The sequence below is a fragment of the Emticicia agri genome (genome assembly GCF_004168285.1).
Classification (GTDB): Bacteria; Bacteroidota; Bacteroidia; order Cytophagales; family Spirosomataceae; genus Emticicia; species Emticicia agri.
In genome coordinates this window covers 134,259-151,952 of record NZ_SEWF01000009.1, presented here as the reverse complement: position 1 = coordinate 151,952, position 17,694 = coordinate 134,259, and the positions used below count along the sequence as shown (strand labels likewise).

General features: G+C 37.6%; 15 protein-coding genes. 9 read left to right on the top strand and 6 right to left on the bottom strand.

Annotated elements, in window-relative coordinates; translation table 11 throughout:
- Window positions 1-3: 3 nt before the first annotated feature.
- The gene (locus EWM59_RS08355; RefSeq protein WP_130020504.1) at window positions 4-414 is read right to left on the bottom strand and encodes a 6-pyruvoyl trahydropterin synthase family protein; all 411 of its coding nucleotides are present in this window, start codon (window positions 412-414) and stop codon (window positions 4-6) included.
- A gap of 213 nt (window positions 415-627) precedes the next feature.
- Between EWM59_RS08355 and rfaD the strand changes: the two genes are divergently transcribed.
- From rfaD to hslV, 5 genes are all read left to right on the top strand, one after another.
- On the top strand, window positions 628-1,593 hold the full coding sequence (gene rfaD / locus EWM59_RS08350; RefSeq protein WP_130020503.1) for an ADP-glyceromanno-heptose 6-epimerase: 966 nt from the start codon (window positions 628-630) through the stop codon (window positions 1,591-1,593).
- Window positions 1,594-1,759: 166 nt separating this feature from the next.
- Window positions 1,760-3,547 (top strand): translation elongation factor 4, encoded by a 1,788-nt coding sequence (gene lepA / locus EWM59_RS08345; protein ID WP_130020502.1) that lies wholly within the window; start codon window positions 1,760-1,762, stop codon window positions 3,545-3,547.
- Window positions 3,548-3,815: 268 nt separating this feature from the next.
- On the top strand, window positions 3,816-5,456 hold the full coding sequence (locus tag EWM59_RS08340; RefSeq protein WP_130020501.1) for a pyruvate dehydrogenase complex dihydrolipoamide acetyltransferase: 1,641 nt from the start codon (window positions 3,816-3,818) through the stop codon (window positions 5,454-5,456).
- The gene (locus tag EWM59_RS08335) at window positions 5,457-6,014 is read left to right on the top strand and encodes a hypothetical protein (protein ID WP_130020500.1); all 558 of its coding nucleotides are present in this window, start codon (window positions 5,457-5,459) and stop codon (window positions 6,012-6,014) included.
- A gap of 1 nt (window position 6,015) precedes the next feature.
- Window positions 6,016-6,552, top strand: coding sequence for an ATP-dependent protease subunit HslV (hslV, locus tag EWM59_RS08330; RefSeq protein WP_130020499.1), 537 nt, complete (start codon window positions 6,016-6,018; stop codon window positions 6,550-6,552).
- Between the two features lie 81 nt (window positions 6,553-6,633).
- On the opposite strand, the gene EWM59_RS08325 is transcribed toward hslV, so the two are convergent.
- The 3 genes from EWM59_RS08325 to EWM59_RS08315 form a co-directional block, all read right to left on the bottom strand.
- Complete coding sequence (locus tag EWM59_RS08325; RefSeq protein WP_130020498.1) at window positions 6,634-7,023, bottom strand: sugar 3,4-ketoisomerase; 390 nt, start codon at window positions 7,021-7,023, stop codon at window positions 6,634-6,636.
- 122 nt (window positions 7,024-7,145) lie between these two features.
- Entirely contained in the window at window positions 7,146-9,017 is a 1,872-nt protein-coding gene (locus tag EWM59_RS08320) for a hypothetical protein (RefSeq protein ID WP_130020497.1), read from the bottom strand.
- Between the two features lie 223 nt (window positions 9,018-9,240).
- Window positions 9,241-9,705, bottom strand: coding sequence for an Lrp/AsnC ligand binding domain-containing protein (locus tag EWM59_RS08315; protein ID WP_130020496.1), 465 nt, complete (start codon window positions 9,703-9,705; stop codon window positions 9,241-9,243).
- 581 nt (window positions 9,706-10,286) lie between these two features.
- Here EWM59_RS08315 and EWM59_RS08310 point away from each other — a divergent pair.
- The 3 genes from EWM59_RS08310 to EWM59_RS08300 all read left to right on the top strand — a co-directional run bounded on the left by EWM59_RS08310 (window position 10,287) and on the right by EWM59_RS08300 (window position 14,001).
- Complete coding sequence (locus EWM59_RS08310; protein WP_130020495.1) at window positions 10,287-11,525, top strand: DUF819 family protein; 1,239 nt, start codon at window positions 10,287-10,289, stop codon at window positions 11,523-11,525.
- 54 nt (window positions 11,526-11,579) lie between these two features.
- Window positions 11,580-13,052, top strand: coding sequence for a capsule assembly Wzi family protein (locus EWM59_RS08305; protein ID WP_130020494.1), 1,473 nt, complete (start codon window positions 11,580-11,582; stop codon window positions 13,050-13,052).
- A gap of 85 nt (window positions 13,053-13,137) precedes the next feature.
- Window positions 13,138-14,001, top strand: a complete 864-nt coding sequence (locus EWM59_RS08300; RefSeq protein ID WP_130020493.1) for a DUF5694 domain-containing protein — start codon at window positions 13,138-13,140, stop codon at window positions 13,999-14,001.
- Here EWM59_RS08300 and EWM59_RS08295 read toward each other — a convergent pair.
- A complete protein-coding gene (locus EWM59_RS08295) occupies window positions 13,987-14,706 on the bottom strand; it encodes a 6-phosphogluconolactonase (RefSeq protein ID WP_130020492.1) in 720 nt (239 codons plus the stop codon). The two genes, EWM59_RS08300 and EWM59_RS08295, sit on opposite strands and share 15 nt — an antisense overlap.
- Window positions 14,707-14,832: 126 nt before the next feature.
- Between EWM59_RS08295 and EWM59_RS08290 the strand changes: the two genes are divergently transcribed.
- Entirely contained in the window at window positions 14,833-16,719 is a 1,887-nt protein-coding gene (locus EWM59_RS08290; RefSeq protein WP_130020491.1) for a tetratricopeptide repeat-containing sensor histidine kinase, read from the top strand.
- A 14-nt stretch (window positions 16,720-16,733) separates the two neighbouring features.
- Here EWM59_RS08290 and EWM59_RS08285 read toward each other — a convergent pair whose 3' ends face one another.
- The gene (locus EWM59_RS08285; RefSeq protein ID WP_165372141.1) at window positions 16,734-17,621 is read right to left on the bottom strand and encodes a 1-aminocyclopropane-1-carboxylate deaminase/D-cysteine desulfhydrase; all 888 of its coding nucleotides are present in this window, start codon (window positions 17,619-17,621) and stop codon (window positions 16,734-16,736) included.
- Window positions 17,622-17,694: the final 73 nt, after the last annotated feature.

Sequence of the window (17,694 nt, the reverse complement as noted above, 5' to 3'; positions counted from 1 at the left end):
ATTTTATTCACCAAAGTACTCCACATAATGGTTTGGTGTTTCTATCAGTTTTACACAATGCAGTGTACTGTTATAATCATTTTTAATAATCGGAGCCAGTATCTTCCAGATTTCTACAGCAAAAACCTCTGTGCTTGGAAATTTTCCTTTCAGAAAAGGCACATCTTCGTTCAAAAAAGTGTGGTCAACTTTATCCACTACCTCTTGCTTCATCAACTTGCTGAGTGCTTTTAAGTCCATCACAAATCCTGTATCAGGGTCTATCTCACCTTTCACGGTTACAATCAGTTCCCAGTTATGACCGTGTATATTAGAACACAAACCAAAAACTTCTCTGTTTTTTTCTTCCGGCCATGTTGTATTCCATAACCTGTGCGCAGCATTGAATCGCTCACGTCTTGTTATATAAATCATAATATTTTAACTTGATTTTCTTTTTATACTCTCAAACAACGAAGTTTGTCTTAAAAATTTCACAAAATTACCATCAAAAAAGTATTAACTTACATCAGTAGAGGTTAATTGAAAGCACATTCTTTAAAAAGTGCAATTTAATCAAAGTTAAGTCTATGGATTTACGTTAATGAATGTACTAAATTTGCAATCTTATAACACTACGAAAGTTTTATGATAATTGTTACGGGTGCCGCCGGTTTTATTGGAAGCTGTTTGATACAACGCCTGAATCAAGACGGGTTTAATTTTATTATTGCTGTTGATGACTTTACTAATCCCTTGAAAATGAAGAATTTAGAGGGCAAAAAAATTCAGGAATTTGTAAACCGTGATGTATTTTTTGAATGGTTAGATAAAAATCAGGCAGAAGTTGAGTTTTGTTTTCATATTGGTGCACGTACAGATACTACAGAGTTTGACCAGGATATTTTCAACAAATTAAATCTTAACTACTCGAAGCAGATATGGAAAAAGTGCCATCTTTACCAGATTCCCTTGATATATGCTTCCTCGGCAGCTACCTATGGAAACGGTGAGTTGGGATATGACGACAACGAGTTGGTGATTCCGCAACTAAAGCCTTTAAACCCTTATGGTGAATCAAAAAATGATTTTGACAAATGGGCTTTGTTGCAAAAAGATACACCTTTTTTCTGGGCTGGTTTAAAATTCTTCAATGTGTTTGGACCTAACGAATATCACAAAGGCCGCATGGCTTCGGTTATTTTTCATGCCTACAATCAGATTAAATCAAGCGGTAGAATAAAACTTTTCAAATCACATCGGCCGGACTATAAAGATGGCGAACAAATGCGCGACTTCGTATATGTAAAAGATTTGATAGAAGTTTGTATTCACCTCATGCACTCACGCCGCAACTCAGGCATTTATAACCTCGGAACAGGCAAAGCCCGTACTTTTCTTGATTTAGCCAAAGCTACCTTTGCCGCTTTGAATCTGGAACCCCAGATAGATTTTATAGATACGCCTGAAGATATTCGTGACAAATACCAGTATTTTACTCAGGCCAATATGAGTAAACTCCGTCTGATAGGTTATAAAAAGCCTTTTACCTCCTTAGAAGATTCGGTGCAGGATTATGTGAGTAATTATTTAGTTGGAGATAATTATCTTTAAAATCTTCATTTTATCCTCCTTTTCTTACTATTTTTGCAAATAATTGATTTGTAATACAGTTTTTCTTTTAAAACACCCGTTTTAAAGTCAGTTTGTTGTTACAGACAAAGAGCAGATAGCCAAAAAATACGACTGCTATCTTATAATATCCGGAACTGAACATTAGATGAAAAATATTCGTAATTTCTGCATTATTGCACACATTGACCACGGCAAAAGTACCCTTGCCGACCGCCTCCTACAATTTACCAATACTATTTCGGACCGTGAAATGCAAGCACAAGTGCTTGACGATATGGATTTGGAGAGAGAAAGAGGAATTACGATAAAAAGCCATGCTATTCAGATGAATTATCATTTTGAAGGGCAGGAATATATATTAAATCTGATTGATACCCCCGGTCACGTCGATTTCAGTTATGAGGTTTCCCGTTCAATTGCCGCCTGTGAAGGTGCATTGCTGGTAGTTGACGCTTCGCAAGGAATTGAGGCACAAACCATCAGTAACCTTTTTTTAGCGTTAGATCATGACCTCGAAATCATTCCGGTATTAAATAAAATTGATTTACCCGGTGCGATGCCCGAAGAGGTAAAAGACCAGATTGTTGACCTGATTGGTTGTGACAGAGATTCAATTATTCCTGCCAGCGCCAAAGAAGGCATCGGTATCAATGAAATTCTGTCGGCTATTATCCATCGTATTCATCCACCAAAAGGTAATCCGAATGCAGAATTACAGGCATTAATTTTTGACTCAACCTTTAACTCTTATCGTGGTATTGAGGTAATTTTCCGGGTAAAAAACGGGCGTATCTCTAAGGGTGATAAAGTAAAATTTGTGGCTACAGGTAAAGAATACATTGCTGATGAAGTGGGTATTCTGCGCTTAACCAAAGAACCCCGTGACTATGTAGATTCCGGAGATGTGGGTTATATTATCTCAGGTATTAAAGTTGCCAAAGAGGTAAAAGTCGGTGATACCATTACCCACTCAGAAAACCCTACTAAAGAAGCCATTAAAGGTTTTGAGGAGGTAAAACCCATGGTATTCGCCGGAATTTATCCGGTTGATACCTCAGAGTTTGAAGATTTGAGAGAGGCTATGGAAAAACTGCAATTAAATGATGCAGCACTTATATGGGAACCTGAAACTTCTGCCGCCTTAGGCTTTGGTTTCAGATGTGGGTTCCTCGGAATGTTGCACATGGAAATTGTACAGGAGCGTCTGGAACGTGAGTTTGATATGACTGTACTGACCACAGTTCCATCAGTACGCTTTCATGTGATTGATAAAAAAGGCGAGATAATGGAAGTTTCTGCTCCGTCAGAAATGCCAGATCCTAACTATATCGACTGGATTGAAGAACCTTTTATCAATGCACAGATTATTACTGCCTCTGACTACGTTGGGCCTATTATGGGTTTGTGTATGGAAAAAAGAGGGATACTGAAAAATCAGGTGTACCTGACCTCAACCCGTGTGGAGCTGACTTTTGAAATGCCACTTTCGGAAGTAGTATTCGATTTCTTCGACAAACTAAAAACCATATCAAGAGGCTATGCCTCCTTAGACTATCACCTCATTGGCTACCGTGAGTCCAACCTCGTGAAATTAGATATTCTCTTAAATGGTGACCCGGTTGATGCCCTTTCGGCAATTGTACACCGTGATAAGGCCTATGACTGGGGAAAGAAGTTGTGTGAAAAACTAAGAGAACTTTTACCACGCCAGCAATTTGAGATTGCTATTCAGGCAGCTATTGGTGCCAAGATTATTGCCCGTGAAACAGTAAAAGCGCTACGAAAAGATGTAATTGCCAAGTGTTACGGGGGTGATATTTCGCGTAAACGTAAACTATTGGAGAAACAAAAGAAAGGTAAAAAGAGGATGCGCCAGATTGGAACAGTAGAAGTACCACAAGAAGCATTTATGGCTGTATTAAAGATTAGCTAAAAATAAATGCCCTTCCTGATTTACCAACGGAAGGGCTTTTTATTTATACCGGAATATATAATTGTATAAAGTTTTTGTTGGAATATGACTGACATTCACAGACTTTATTATAATTTTGGGCATCGAAGAAATTCGTTGAAACCGATTCTAAGTAAAATCAATAAATTGCTGAAAGCTACGTAACTTTTTATTCAGCTATGATGTTCTATTAAAAGTACACGAGCCTTTACAGCAAAATCATTAATCCAAAACCAAGCAAATTTTTAAAATGGCAGAAGTAATCCGAATGCCCAAGATGAGCGACACCATGGAAGAGGGTGTTATAGCAGCATGGCATAAAAAAGTTGGAGACACTGTAAAATCAGGCGATATTTTGGCAGAAGTAGAAACAGATAAGGCTACCATGGATATGGAGTCTTATTATGATGGTACTTTGCTATATATCGGCGTAGAAAAAGGGCAATCTGTTCCGGTTGATGCTATCATGGCAGTAATCGGTAAGCCCGGTGAAGATTATCAAAGCCTTTTAAGTGGAGGTGGCTCGGCTCAACATGCCGAAGCATCAAAGGAGTCAGCCCCTGCTGCCCAACCTGCAACACAACCTACAGCGCCTGCTGCTCCGGCAGTAGATACTTCAAATATCAAAGCTAAAACAGTTCAAATGCCACTTCTGAGCGATACCATGACAGAAGGGGTGATACACACCTGGTTGAAAAAAGTAGGTGATAAAGTAAAATCAGGTGATATTCTGGCTGAAATTGAGACAGATAAAGCTACGATGGAATTAGAAGCCTATGAAGACGGAACCTTATTATACATTGGTGTAGAAGCCGGAAAAGCCGCCAAAGTAAATGAGGTAATTGCTGTAATAGGTGAAGAAGGTGCCGACTACCAGGCTTTATTAAATGCCGGAAGTGCACCTGCTGCTCCGGCCAAACCCGAAGAAGCTGATAAACCTGCCGCTACACCAGCTGCGCCTCAAGCACAAGTATCAAGTACGCCGGAACCAACCACAGCAGCAGCTAATAATGGTCGTATTTTAGCCTCTCCATTAGCAAAACGATTGGCCGAAGAAAAAGGCATTAACTTATCAGACGTTAATGGCTCTGGCGAAGGCGGAAGAATTATCAAGAATGATGTGGACACCTTCCAGCCAAAAGCTAAACCTGCTACGCCTGCACCAAGTCAAACAACGGCTCCTGCGGTTGCCGCTGCTCCGGCTGGTCAGGAAAGTTACGAAGATGTACCGCTTTCGCAAATGCGTAAGACCATCGCTCGTCGCTTGTCAGAATCTAAATTCTCTGCTCCTGAGTTCTATCTGACGATGGAAATCACGATGGATAAAGCCATCAAGGCAAGAGAAGCCATGAATGAGATTTCTCCTGTAAAAATTTCATTCAATGATATGGTAATTAAAGCAGTTTCTGCGGCATTAACCAAACACCCAATGGTAAATGCTTCGTGGATGGGCGATAAGATTCGTAAAAATCACCATGTGCATATTGGTATGGCTGTAGCGGTTGAAGAAGGGCTTTTAGTTCCTGTTATCCGTTTTGCCAATACCAAAACCCTGTCACAGATTGCGGCTGAAACCAAAGATTTAGGTGGAAAAGCAAAAAACAAACAATTACAACCCAAAGACTGGGAAGGTAATACGTTTACCGTAAGTAACTTAGGTATGTTTGGCATTGAGCAATTTACCTCTATCATCAATCCACCGGAATCTTGTATTCTGGCGGTAGGTGCCATTAAAGAAACCGTAGGTGTAAAAGATGGCCAGTTCTTTGCAACTAATATCATGAAGTTAACCTTAACCTGCGACCACCGTGTAGTAGACGGTGCAACAGGTGCGGCCTTTATGGTTACCTTAAAACAATTGCTTGAAGAACCTTACAAGTTGTTGGTATAAATGTTAGCAAAAGAATATCGATTAAAACATCTGATAAATCCCTCATTGAAAATATGGGGGATTTATTGCTTTGTAGCATTTGCTATTCCATTACATGCACAGCAGACTCCTCAACAAAGACTTGGCAAATTCTTTAGTTGGTTAGGTAAACCTGCACAAGTGCCTGATGAAAACGAATGTTTTGAAGGTGAGGGCATGGATATTACTAAAATCAACCCTAAATGTTTGCAGAATTACCTATCAGTCATTGAGAAAACAGGCTTGTTTTCAAGCATTTATCTCAGAAATCTGAAAAATGAATTTAAAGTCAAACAGTCTGTTGTAGCCAAAAAGGAGATAGCCGAAAGACTTGATTACGACAGATATTTACTTTCGCAAGACCCGCCAACTATTGCGCAATTGTTGTATGCACTTAAAAATAGTTCATCAACTAAAATAGACAAAACAAAGGCTACGGTAACCGTAAATATAAAAAAGCCTTATATACACACATTGATTTATAAATTTGACCTGGAAGAAAACATCTGGAAGATTTCTTCCATAGAATCTAAAGAATAAAATGGAAAAAATACACGCAACAACTGTCCTTGGAATCATTCATGATGGAAAAGTAGCTTTAGGCGCTGACGGACAGGCAACTATGGGCAATACTATTGCCAAAAGCAATGTCAGAAAAGTAAGAAAACTCTATGGGGGTAAAATATTAGCTGGCTTTGCAGGCTCAACAGCCGACGCTTTCACGCTGATTGAACGCTTTGAAGAAAAACTCAATTCTTATGGTGGCAATATGAAACGTGCAGCTATTGAACTGGCTAAAGACTGGCGTATGGATAGATACTTGCGTAAATTAGAAGCCATGCTGATTATAGCCAATGAAACAGAACTTCTGGTTATTTCGGGTACAGGCGACGTATTAGAGCCGGATAATCAGATTGCAGCAATTGGTTCGGGAAGCATGTATGCCCAATCGGCAGCCATTGCATTAAAGAGACATGCCCCCAAATTAAGTGCACAAGAAATGGTACAGGAAGGCTTGAATATTGCAGCAGATATATGTATCTATACCAACCATAATATCATTATAGAAACTTTATAATTTCTGATTTTTTGTGATATACCACCTTATGACGCAATTCTAAGGTGGTTTTTTAATGTAGAATTGTTTTCAATAGCAGGTTTATTGGATTGGACTAAGTTTTTTTTCAGGGTATCTTTCAAAAATATAGTCTTCCTTATCGTAAAACTGGTCAGATAATACCAGTAAAACAGCATTCTCTGAAAAATCATACATTTCATGCCAGTCTTTTGGGTCAAGTAACAGACAAATATCAGGTGCATCAAGGTCATACACATGTTGTTCTTCGCCATCATCTACAAAAACTTTGCAACTCCCGCTAACACAAGTTAAAGCATTATTAGCTAATACGTGTCTATGACCACCTCTAATCTGATTCTCAGCATCATAAATATAAAAAATCCTCCTGATGCCTTCCGGTAATATTTTTTCAAAAACCGTAAGACTTCCCTTTTCTGACGAAAACGTTTGTAAATGAAATAGTTTTGCCATAAGGCTATCCGTATCTTTGTTATAATAATTAAAAATTGCGAGTCTAACGTAAAATAACGGCTTTTTTTTTTCATTTAAAAGCCTGAACCCTATAATTGAATGAAATTTATACTTTTCCTTCCTCAACAACCACAAGGAAACTTCATTCCTGCCGCTTTGTTTTTATCAGTCAGCTTACGCCAGGCATCTGGTTTTGGAATAAAAACCACCCTCCCAGCACCCGGAAATAGTGTACTTTGTGTCGGTTTTCCGATATTATCTACGATTTGTTTATACATTTTTTCATGTATCAAATCAACGCACAGGTTGATTCCCACAAAGTCGTTGTATTGTAAATACTTAATAAAGTAGGCCAGTTGCTCTTCCGAAAACTCGTTAATAACCATAGAAGCACTCCGCCAGTCAGTATAATTAGGTTTTGTCAGTTTCCCTACACCCATCTCAACAAAGCCTTTAATAGCTACAGGATTTATATGGCTATAATACCCACCTATCACCTTTTTATGATGGAATCTTCGCATGGCATATACATTACAGGTATAGACAAAAACCGGGCAAAGGTTTTCTTTCAGGCCTGTCCCATCTCCCCCCACTACACAAAACGGAAAATCAAGCACTGCTTCCCCTTTCTGCTTTTCTACCACAGCCATATAGTTAAAAAAATTACCATCAACTATATAAGGACTCTTTTTATATAAAAACTGATAAACAACTATGCCTTCTATCAGAAACAACACTACCAATACACCGGTAAGTATCTTATGTATCTTTAGCTTATACCAATCAAGCGGTAATATAAAGCAACAAAAGATAACAGGTAAAATAGAGGTGAATCTCGACGGTACACGGTTGAAAGTTCCCCACGGGAAAATTTTCAAAGTCGGCACTCTATTCGGATGATAAAAAGTTGAAATAATTAACAGTATTACCAGAGGCAAAAAAACCAGCCAGTATTTTTTCCAGTTTGAAATATACCCTATAATACCTAACCCCAAACAAAACCACCCGGGACTTCCTGAGCCTAACCCCTCTGGCATATCTTTTAATAAATTTGTCAGTGGATTTTCTGTAGCATTAAAAAAAGGAAAATACGGAAACATCATTCTTAATGGATGACTCCAGAGATGTGGTGATTCCGCATTATTAAAATGTAAAGTCTGCGATTCCTGGTAAATCTGCCACACAATGGGCAAATAAAAATACAGTAATAACAGTGGAGGTAACGAAAGGAAAACATACAAGGCCGGACTATTTTTTAATTCCTTACCCCAATTGCTTAAATAAAAAATCAGTTGATTTTCCTTTTTGCTATATCTTTTAATAATCACTACACCTACAACCATCAAACTTAGAACAAAACTTGTTAAAGCAAATCCACAGATATATCCTAAGTTCATTCCTAATGTAGCTATCAGTAAAAAAGCTTTTAAAAACACCCACTTAACCGAAATATGCTCTCTCAGAATTATTCTTTTGACTAAAATAAAATCAGAAAATATACTTAGTATAGTCCAATGTATGGTACTATGGTTAAAATGATGAGGATATTTGTTGAGCGCATAAAAATTAAAAAATGTAACAACAAAGCCTACAAAAAACGCTTTTTTCAGGCCAAATTCTTTTTTAAGTAACAAATAAGAGCCTAAAAAAGAGACCACAAGACTTAACACATAATAATAATTAAGCCAGGCACCATGCCCTTTGAGACGATAAAACAAGGCAAACCAGTAATTGCTTTCAAGTGACCAATCTGCAAACGCCTGAGTTGTTCCGAATGGATAAAACGTCTGATTCTGTTGTAAGATAACTTTCGGAAAAATATCAAAACGGAGATTCTGAGATAAATAATAACCAACATATTCCCATTCATCAACATCTCCTCCTCCGGTTAACGGCAACGTGAAATTTCGTATAAAGAAAATTCCGTAAATAACCGGAAGTAAAATTGCAATAAAAATAAATATCTGATTCTGCTTTGCTGCTCGAAAGTCCATTCAATATATCTCTTTCCTCAAAAGGGAATTATGCGTGCTTTAAAATTTGATAAACCGACCTGCAAAGGTACCCATTTGTTTAGATAAGCCGTTAAGGGAGTGTCAGAAAAACAAAATTAAAATTCCTCTCAGTCAAAAATCTATTGATTTGGCAAAGACCTCTCTGTATTTTAAGACTTGACTATTCTTTTATCTAAAAGGTTGTAAGGGTTTCCGGAATAATTTACAAAAGCGGAATGGGTCTCACCGTGCGTTCTTCTAATGAAATAAAAGTTTCAGTTCGCTGAATCCCTTGTACTTTTTGCACCTTATCATGAAGTACCTCACGCAGATGGGGTGTATCTCTACACACGATTTTGGCAAAAATACTATACATTCCGGTAGTGTAGTTAATACTAACTATTTCGGGTATCATTTCCAACTGGTCTGCCACCTCGTCATACAGAGAACTTTTATCTAAGTATATGCCGATAAATGCACTGATGTCCCACCCTAATCGAACCGGGTCAACAATCAGCTGTGAACCTTTTACAATACCCATCTGTTCCATTTTTGCCATTCTTACATGCACAGTTCCACCTGAAACGAAGATTTTTTCTCCTATGGCTGTATAAGGCATCTTGGCATCTTGCATTAATAATGATAAAATCTTCAGATCTGTTTTATCAATTTCTAAATTTTTGTCCATTCAAAGTATAAGTTTTTGCGAATTTATCAATATTTTAATTTAAATTTTAGCAATCATTTAAATTTTTGAGAAATTTTATAAAAAATTTGCAATTACATAGATTTATGTTGTAACTTTGTCATGTCAAAGCGAGAGAGAAACGGCCTTGACAATGATAATGTAAGGTGATGAAATTGGCAGCCATGCCCTCCTGTCTCGGGGGTGGTGATAATAGGACAAACGCAGCATAAAGCCGGACAATTTTAGTCGACTGGGATTGACCACCAAAATTTGTACTGTGGCTAACTACACCGTGGGCGGTTCGAGTCCCCCTCTTACAGCGTGAAGTATGAAAGATTTATGAATAAATTTCTTTCATACTTTTTTTTAAGTATGTTTGCTTAACAAAAACATTATTTGGTTTTTAGTTTGTTGATGAAGTGTAATTGCGACACGCAGTTCCGAATTGAGGATTGCGTGTTTTTTATTTAAGGCTATTTCGGCCTTTTTCTGCTGCTTTTCGCTGTATTTTAATACTTCTCACATTTGCGTAATCCATAAAAAATCTGTTTATTCAACAAAGCAAATCTAATCTCTTATTGATGAACCCGAACGCTCCTATATTTACAAACGATGCTATTGTATTAGGCATTCTGCTTGGTACTTTGGCGCTTATTTTTTATTCAACCAGACTTAAAACTTTTGAAGGGTTTTACAAAATCATTCCCCCGATTCTCTTGTGTTTTTTTATTCCCGGCCTGTTAAGTTCTTTCAATATTATATCGGCCACCCAATCGCAATTAGATGAAACAGCCTCCCGGTTTCTGCTACCTACCTGTCTTGTATTCTTTACCTTGGGAATCGATTTTCAGGCTATCAGGCGTTTAGGCGGTAAAGCCCTCTTTGTATTTCTGATTGGAGCCGTCGGGGTAATGGTTGGTGGGCCGTTAGCCTTATGGATTGGTAAAAGCATCGACCCGGGCTTTTTAAACCGGAATGGCGAAGAAGTATGGCGGGGGTTGGCTACCATTGCCGGAAGCTGGACAGGTGGAAATGCCAACCAGTTGGCTTTGAAAGAAATATTTCAGCCTTCTCCCAACGTTTTTGCGCAAACAAGTGTCATAGATATATTATTTGCTGAATTGTGGCTGGGTTTATTATTGTACTTCGTGGGAAAGGCTGACCAGATTGATAAGAAAATGAAAGCCGACTCATCAGTAATTGAAGAAATCAGAATCAAGGTTGAGCATAACAGTAAAAAAGAGAAAAATCCCGATTTTCAGGAGTTGATAATTTTATTAGCTGTAGGGTTTGGTATCACGGCTGTTTCACATTTACTTGCTGATTTGATTGCGCCTTTTATTGAAAAAAATTACCCTGTACTAAAAGCCTATAGTCTGGCATCAAAATCGTTCTGGATTGTAACTATCGCCTCCTCTTCGGGGCTTATACTTTCAACCACCACAGCTCGTAATTTAGAAAGGTTTGGTGCAACCAAATTCGGCACTTTGTTTCTGTATATTCTGATTGCAACCATTGGTATGCAGTTACATATTTTTGACGCTTTTCAGAATCCCACCCTTTTTGTGGTAGGATTAATCTGGATTCTGACACACGCAATTTTTACATTAATAGCAGCAAGAGTGGTACGAGCTCCCTTCTTTTTTACAGCTGTGGGTTCGCAGGCTAATGTCGGCGGTGTCGCTTCTGCCTCAGTAGTTGCGGCTGCTTTTCACCCCTCTCTGGCACCAATCGGTGTACTGCTGGCTATCTTAGGAAATGCTATTGGTACCTATTGCGGATACTTAACAGGGCTGATTATGCAATGGATTTCAAATTAGGCATTGTTTTTGTCTATTGTTTATCATTACGATGTAGCCCAAAAATATGCTGTAATGAAAAGTATTACTGCTTTAATCATCTTATTCGCCTTACCTGCGGTTTTTGCCCAGGAAACACAGCTAAAAAACAAATTCAATTATGAATTTGAAGTTGGAGGGTATTTTTCACTCACAAACAAATTGCCTTTCTGGCAAGCAAGTAACCAGTATGGAAGTATCCCCAAAGAACTCCCCTCTTTTCTCTGTCGGCAGATTTTAAGAACCAAAAAAGATACGCTCAATAAGTTTTTCAGGCTCGATTATGGTGCAGAATTAGTTACACTATTAGGTCGTCAGCCACAATTAATAATACCCGAAGGTTATATTTGTGCTAAAGTCGGAGCCTTTGAGATTTATGCAGGTCGAAAGAGAGAAATATTTGGTTTAGTTGATACTACCCTCAGTTCAGGTTCTATCTCGTGGTCTGGCAATGCGCTTCCACTGCCTAAACTTCAGGTGAGTATTCCTATTTATACTAAATTATTCTTCAAGTGGCTAAGTTTTAAGGGCACTTATGCACATGGGTGGTTTGGCGAACAGAATTATGCAAAAGGATATTACCTGCATCAGAAATCTCTTTTTTTCAGACTCGGCAAACCTACTGCCCAAATAAAACTCTTTGGTGGTATTGTACACAATGTACAATGGGGTGGCACACCTAAAGTAACCTTACCTGAAGGAGACGACAGATTATATAACGGAAAATTTCCGGAAGATTGGTTTGTTTATGGAAATGTAGTATTCCCACTCAAAAAAGTATGGGGAACAATACCCAAATATAAAGACTACAACAAATTTGAATTAGGCAATCGTTTTGGTAACCATTTAGGTTCATTAGATGCAGGTGCCGAGATAACGCTTAAAAAGGCTAAATTGCTTTTATATAAACAATTTGTTTTTGATGATGGCCAGCTTTTTGGCCTTACCAATACAGATGATGGCCTGTATGGCATCAGCCTCACTCCTTATAAATCTGCCTTTAAAAAAGTAGTTTTCGAATACCTTTACACCAAAAATCAGGGGCATTATGTTTCAGCTTTTGGCAGACTTTTAGGCTTGCCTGATAGGCACCCTAACGAAGAAAACTTCCTTTTTAACCATCAGCAATACCTTGATGGATGGTCGTACAACCGCTATACCATTGGCACGCCATTTCTGACCCCCGAAGAAAATTTAAGGTCTGAAAAACAGGTGGACAATAATTATATTTTTGTCAATAACAACCGTGTATGGGCTTTTTATTTAGCTACCATGAATCAGATTGGTACTGTCAGTTTTACCAATCGGATATCTTTCAGCAAAAATTTTGGCTCTTATGATGTGGTCGGCAAACCTATCTCACCTGTAACACAAATCTCCTATGGGGTCAATACAACTATTCCTCTCAGCCGATTAAAAGCTCATTTGAATGTAAGCATAGCCGTTGACCACGGGGACCTGATCAGAGACAATTTTGGTTCTTACGTGTCTATTATAAAAAAATGGTGATTGAGTAATTTTTGAACCCTGAAAAGCCTGAGTTTCTTACTATTTTGACAGTCTTTTTGCTTATGTTTACAGCAAAACCCTATACATGAAAAAAATTACCCTATTTACTTTCCTGTTAAGCCTTCCATTTCAGTTATTAGCCCAGAGTGGAAAAATTCAAATTGCTTTTCTTGGTGTCTTTCACATGGGGGAAACGCCCGATTATAAGCAAGGTTCACTTAGTGATTTACTATCTGCCAACCGACAAGCGCAGATTTCAGAAGTGGTTGATGCCTTAGCCAAATTTAAGCCGGATAAAATATTTGTAGAGAATACACCAGATACTCAACCTTTCTGGGACAATGTATATAAAAATTACCAGAACAACCTGAGACCTAAAGAGCGTAACATTGAATACAATGAAATTTACCAGTTAGGTATTAAACTGGCTTACAAACTCAATCATCCGGTTGGGGTTACCTGTGTAAACTATGTACAGCCTGAATTGGTGCCGGGGCTTAAACTCGCCAAAAATAAATTAGATACTTTGTTGAGTTTTTATTCGCATGAGTTAGAACGCAAACGCCCTTCTTACGATAACTATTTCAAGGCAAACCCAAGTGTCAATAAAGCTTTAAAAGATTATCTGGCAAGGTATGAAACCTGGAAAGATTTAAGTATCAAAGACCATCTGATTCAATTAAACTCAGAAGAGAGCATTTCTACTTTGCACTATTTTAATATAACGGGCTGGATGGATACCAATACTAATGGCTATGGGGCAGAGTTTACAGCCAAGGAGTATTTCAGAAACACCAAAATATTGCAGAATATTCTTCTCAAGGTAACTCCTTTCGACCGCAAATTATTGGTAATTATAGGGGGTGGGCATATACAGGTTTTAAGAGATATGCTGAAAACCCACCCCTATTTTGAAGTAGTAGATGCCACTACTTTATTGAAGCAATGAGGCTGCGGCTTTATCAATCCAGATATGGCCGTTGATATGTTTCTTGAAAACCGTAGCAGGTAAATTAATATTAGGGTCCTGAATAACCACTTCTCTTAATATCTCCGCCTTTTTCTCTCCTGTGGCAATCATAACCGCAGTTTTCGCTTCTAACAAGTGTTTTAAGCCAATGGTGATGCCCTGTGTAAGTTCGGTATTTTCATTAAAATATTTCTGACCTGTACTAATAGTAATTTCTGCCAGTTTAGAAACATGGCTATATAAATCAAAGCTGGTTCCGGGTTCATTCAACCCTATATGGCCGTTCAGACCAATACCTACCACAATAAAATCAACACCACCTTTCTCAAAAATCAATTGGTCTACCCTTTCACATTCCTGCTGTAAATCCTCCGTCATCGAATCAAAAAAGGTATATTGAGCAGGATTCACTCCCAATGGTTTCAATAAGTTTTCTTCTACAATATATCGGCAACTGCCTTCGCTGGTTGCAGGCACTCCTACCCATTCATCCAATCCAATTACTGTTACCTGAGCAAAATCTTCGGGTTCAGCTAATTCAACTATTTTATGATAGGTTTTTACCGGAGTATCGCCCGAGGTAAGAATAAGCGTAGCAGTGGGTTTATCTTTTACTAAATTAATAATAAATTTTGCCGTGTGATTTGCCAGTTCTTCTGAATCATTGAAAACTTGTATCTCCATTTTTTTGAATTTTAATTAAAAATCAATTAATTGATATGTCTAATATACAAACTGCTTTATCTTGAATCTGTTTAAAAAGGTTCGTTGTAAAATTATTAAATTTGATATCCCAAAATACTATTATTTATGAGAAAAATGTTTTTTTTTCTTATCGTACTATTGCTACCCTTTTTTGCCTTTACACAGGTCCCCAAATCCGAAGACTCTTTACTTACTTTTCTTAAAACCCGACCCAAAGACACCTTGTATATATGGGCTATGCGCCCCTATGCCCTGATTCAGATTTATCAGAAAGCAGACTTAAAAAAAGCAGATTCACTGGCAAATGCCATAAAAAACCTCTCAGAAAAAATTAATTATGGCCGGGGGATTTACTACCATTATCTACTAAAAGCCATTATCAACCAGCAGAAATCTGAACCCAAAGAGATGCTTGAAAACTTCAAAAAATGCTATGATTTAATAGTGCAATACAAACTTAATAAAAGTATGCAGGAGGCTGCCCTGAATAATATTGCGGTAGCTTATGATGATTTGGGAGACCGTGACAATGCCATGAAATATGCAATGAAAGCCATTGAGTTGCAAGAAAAAGCAAATTTTAAAAAATTAGACTCTTCACCATACAGCCTGGTAGGTGGGATTCTGAAATTTTATAAAAAACCAATGGAAGCCTTGAAATATTACCAAAGAGCACTCAAGGTAGATACAGATAAAGGAGATTTAAAAGGTATGGCAATTAATGAAAACCAAATCGGGAATTTATATGATGATTTGCAGAAACAGGACGAGGCACTCAGGCATTATAAAATTGGTTTAAAACATGCCGAAGAGGCAAAATATCTATTATTGAAAACCGATTTGCTGAGTAACCTCGGAAGGATGGAAATACACTTTAAAAGGTATAAGGAAGCTGAAAAATACCTGAAAGAAAACGAAACTTTATGCCGGAGCCTTGATTCAAGAACTGCGCTGGCTAATGGATGCGTACTTTTAGGCAATTTATATTTGTATCAGAAAAACTATTCATTAGCCGAGAAATATTTAAAAGAAGGATATGACCTCACCAAAGAGGCCGAAAATAGGGCAGAAACGCATGAGGCTGCGGAGGCAATTTCAAATTTCTACGCTAAAATCAACAATTTCAATAAGGCTTATGAATACCTGATCGAGGCCAATATTGCCAGAGACTCCTCATACAAAATAGAATCTGACGAACGTACACAGGAAATTTTGACCAGATACGAAACCGAGAAAAAAGAGCAACAAATAAAACTATTGGATGAAGAAACTAAAATTGCCAATTTTCAGCGAAATGCGCTTTTGATTGGTGGAATATTGGTAGCATTACTGGCAATCGTTCTGATTGTTTTTCTCGTAAATCGTAACAGATGGAAACGATTGGAAGAAACCCAGTTACTGAGAAATAAAATTGCCGCTGACTTACACGATGAAATAGGTAGTACACTCAGTAGTATTTCTATTTTATCTGAAATGGTTGCCGTTCAACAAAAGAAAAATGAATTTAAGCCAGAAATTATGCGTAGGGTAAGCGATGATGCCCGTGAAGTAATTGACAAAATGGATGACATTATCTGGACTATCAACCCTGAAAATGATTCTTTTCATAATTTCGAAATGAGGCTAAAAACTTATGCTGTGCCCTTATTTGAATCTAAAGATATTGCTTTCAAATTCAATTTTCCGGCAAACTCAGAAAATCTAAAAATTGATATGGGTAAACGCAGAGACGTTTACCTTATTCTGAAAGAAGCTATCAATAATATGGTTAAATATAGTCAGGCCAAACATGCACAAATTAATGGAAGTGTAGAACAAAAACGCCTGAAAATTGATATTATTGATGATGGAATTGGCTTTGATATGCAGCAGGAATCTACCAGAAATGGTTTGAAAAATATGCAGAAAAGGGCCGCTAAAATTGGTGGAGAGCTGGCAATTAAGAGTAAACCAGAGGCTGGAACCACAGTTTCATTAGTCATTGACCTGTAGGAAATCAAGTTTTTTTATCGCAAACCGCCTGTGTGAATCAAGACTATTGTACTATTATCTCTTATTTCATTTTTTACCAATTCATCAAAAGCATAAAACATTTTCCCCGAATAAACTGGTTCAACTGAAAATCCGTTTTTCTCATTAAACGCTTCAATAAAACTCATTAATTGAGGCGTTTTTTTTGCATAACCTCTGTGATGGAACTCCCAGAAAATCCGATAATTTTCAGAATAATTATCCGCACCGCTTTGTAGCAGAGTAGTAATTTCATTTTCAAGATAATTAGCATTTTTTAATACGCAAACGCCTACTACAGTTGTTTTGGCTGATACAGCCGACAAAATTCCTGCAATAGTTCCCCCTGTGCCAACAGGACAAATGATATAATCAGGGTCATATCCCAATTGTTGCCTTATTTCTTGCACCATCTCTCCTACTCCTGCTAACGATAATGTATTGGTTCCACCTTCGGGTAATACATACTGGTCATCTTTCCGATAAATTCCCAAAAGTTGGTTTTTATCTTTATAGGCTTGTCTCGAAACAAATTGCAATTGCATGCCACATTCATGCGCATATTGTAAAGTAATACTTGAATAGGAGTTTAATTCATCACCTCTGATAATTCCGGTTGTTTCAAATCCAAAATACCTGCCTATGGCTGCTACCGCATACAAATGATTAGAATGTGCACCACCAAAAGTTATGAGTTTATGATAGCCCTGTTTTTCTGCTTCAATCAGGTTAAACTTGAGTTTTCGCCATTTATTCCCTGAAATCTGTGGATGTATCAAATCATCTCTTTTTACAAAGACTTTCAGTGATTTTTCTACATACATTGGGTCAGAGAGAGGTTCTAATGGTGAGGGTAGATTTAGTATTTTTTCAAAATCAAGCATATCTTTGCACATTGAAACTGAGTTTCAACCATATTTGAGGTAAAATGTAAATTCTAAGATTTGCACCAAAATT

What these genes read in the sequence shown, in the direction of transcription:
- EWM59_RS08295 (WP_130020492.1), bottom strand. Translation starts at nt 14,706, where the DNA reads ATGGAGATACAAGTTTTCAATGATTCAGAAGAACTGGCAAATCACACG.
- EWM59_RS08320 (WP_130020497.1), bottom strand. Translation starts at nt 9,017, where the DNA reads ATGGACTTTCGAGCAGCAAAGCAGAATCAGATATTTATTTTTATTGCA.
- EWM59_RS08290 (WP_130020491.1), top strand. Translation starts at nt 14,833, where the DNA reads ATGAGAAAAATGTTTTTTTTTCTTATCGTACTATTGCTACCCTTTTTT.
- EWM59_RS08355 (WP_130020504.1), bottom strand. Translation starts at nt 414, where the DNA reads ATGATTTATATAACAAGACGTGAGCGATTCAATGCTGCGCACAGGTTA.
- EWM59_RS08315 (WP_130020496.1), bottom strand. Translation starts at nt 9,705, where the DNA reads ATGGACAAAAATTTAGAAATTGATAAAACAGATCTGAAGATTTTATCA.
- EWM59_RS08305 (WP_130020494.1), top strand. Translation starts at nt 11,580, where the DNA reads ATGAAAAGTATTACTGCTTTAATCATCTTATTCGCCTTACCTGCGGTT.
- rfaD (WP_130020503.1), top strand. Translation starts at nt 628, where the DNA reads ATGATAATTGTTACGGGTGCCGCCGGTTTTATTGGAAGCTGTTTGATA.
- EWM59_RS08310 (WP_130020495.1), top strand. Translation starts at nt 10,287, where the DNA reads ATGAACCCGAACGCTCCTATATTTACAAACGATGCTATTGTATTAGGC.
- EWM59_RS08300 (WP_130020493.1), top strand. Translation starts at nt 13,138, where the DNA reads ATGAAAAAAATTACCCTATTTACTTTCCTGTTAAGCCTTCCATTTCAG.
- EWM59_RS08335 (WP_130020500.1), top strand. Translation starts at nt 5,457, where the DNA reads ATGTTAGCAAAAGAATATCGATTAAAACATCTGATAAATCCCTCATTG.
- EWM59_RS08340 (WP_130020501.1), top strand. Translation starts at nt 3,816, where the DNA reads ATGGCAGAAGTAATCCGAATGCCCAAGATGAGCGACACCATGGAAGAG.
- EWM59_RS08325 (WP_130020498.1), bottom strand. Translation starts at nt 7,023, where the DNA reads ATGGCAAAACTATTTCATTTACAAACGTTTTCGTCAGAAAAGGGAAGT.
- hslV (WP_130020499.1), top strand. Translation starts at nt 6,016, where the DNA reads ATGGAAAAAATACACGCAACAACTGTCCTTGGAATCATTCATGATGGA.
- EWM59_RS08285 (WP_165372141.1), bottom strand. Translation starts at nt 17,621, where the DNA reads ATGCTTGATTTTGAAAAAATACTAAATCTACCCTCACCATTAGAACCT.
- lepA (WP_130020502.1), top strand. Translation starts at nt 1,760, where the DNA reads ATGAAAAATATTCGTAATTTCTGCATTATTGCACACATTGACCACGGC.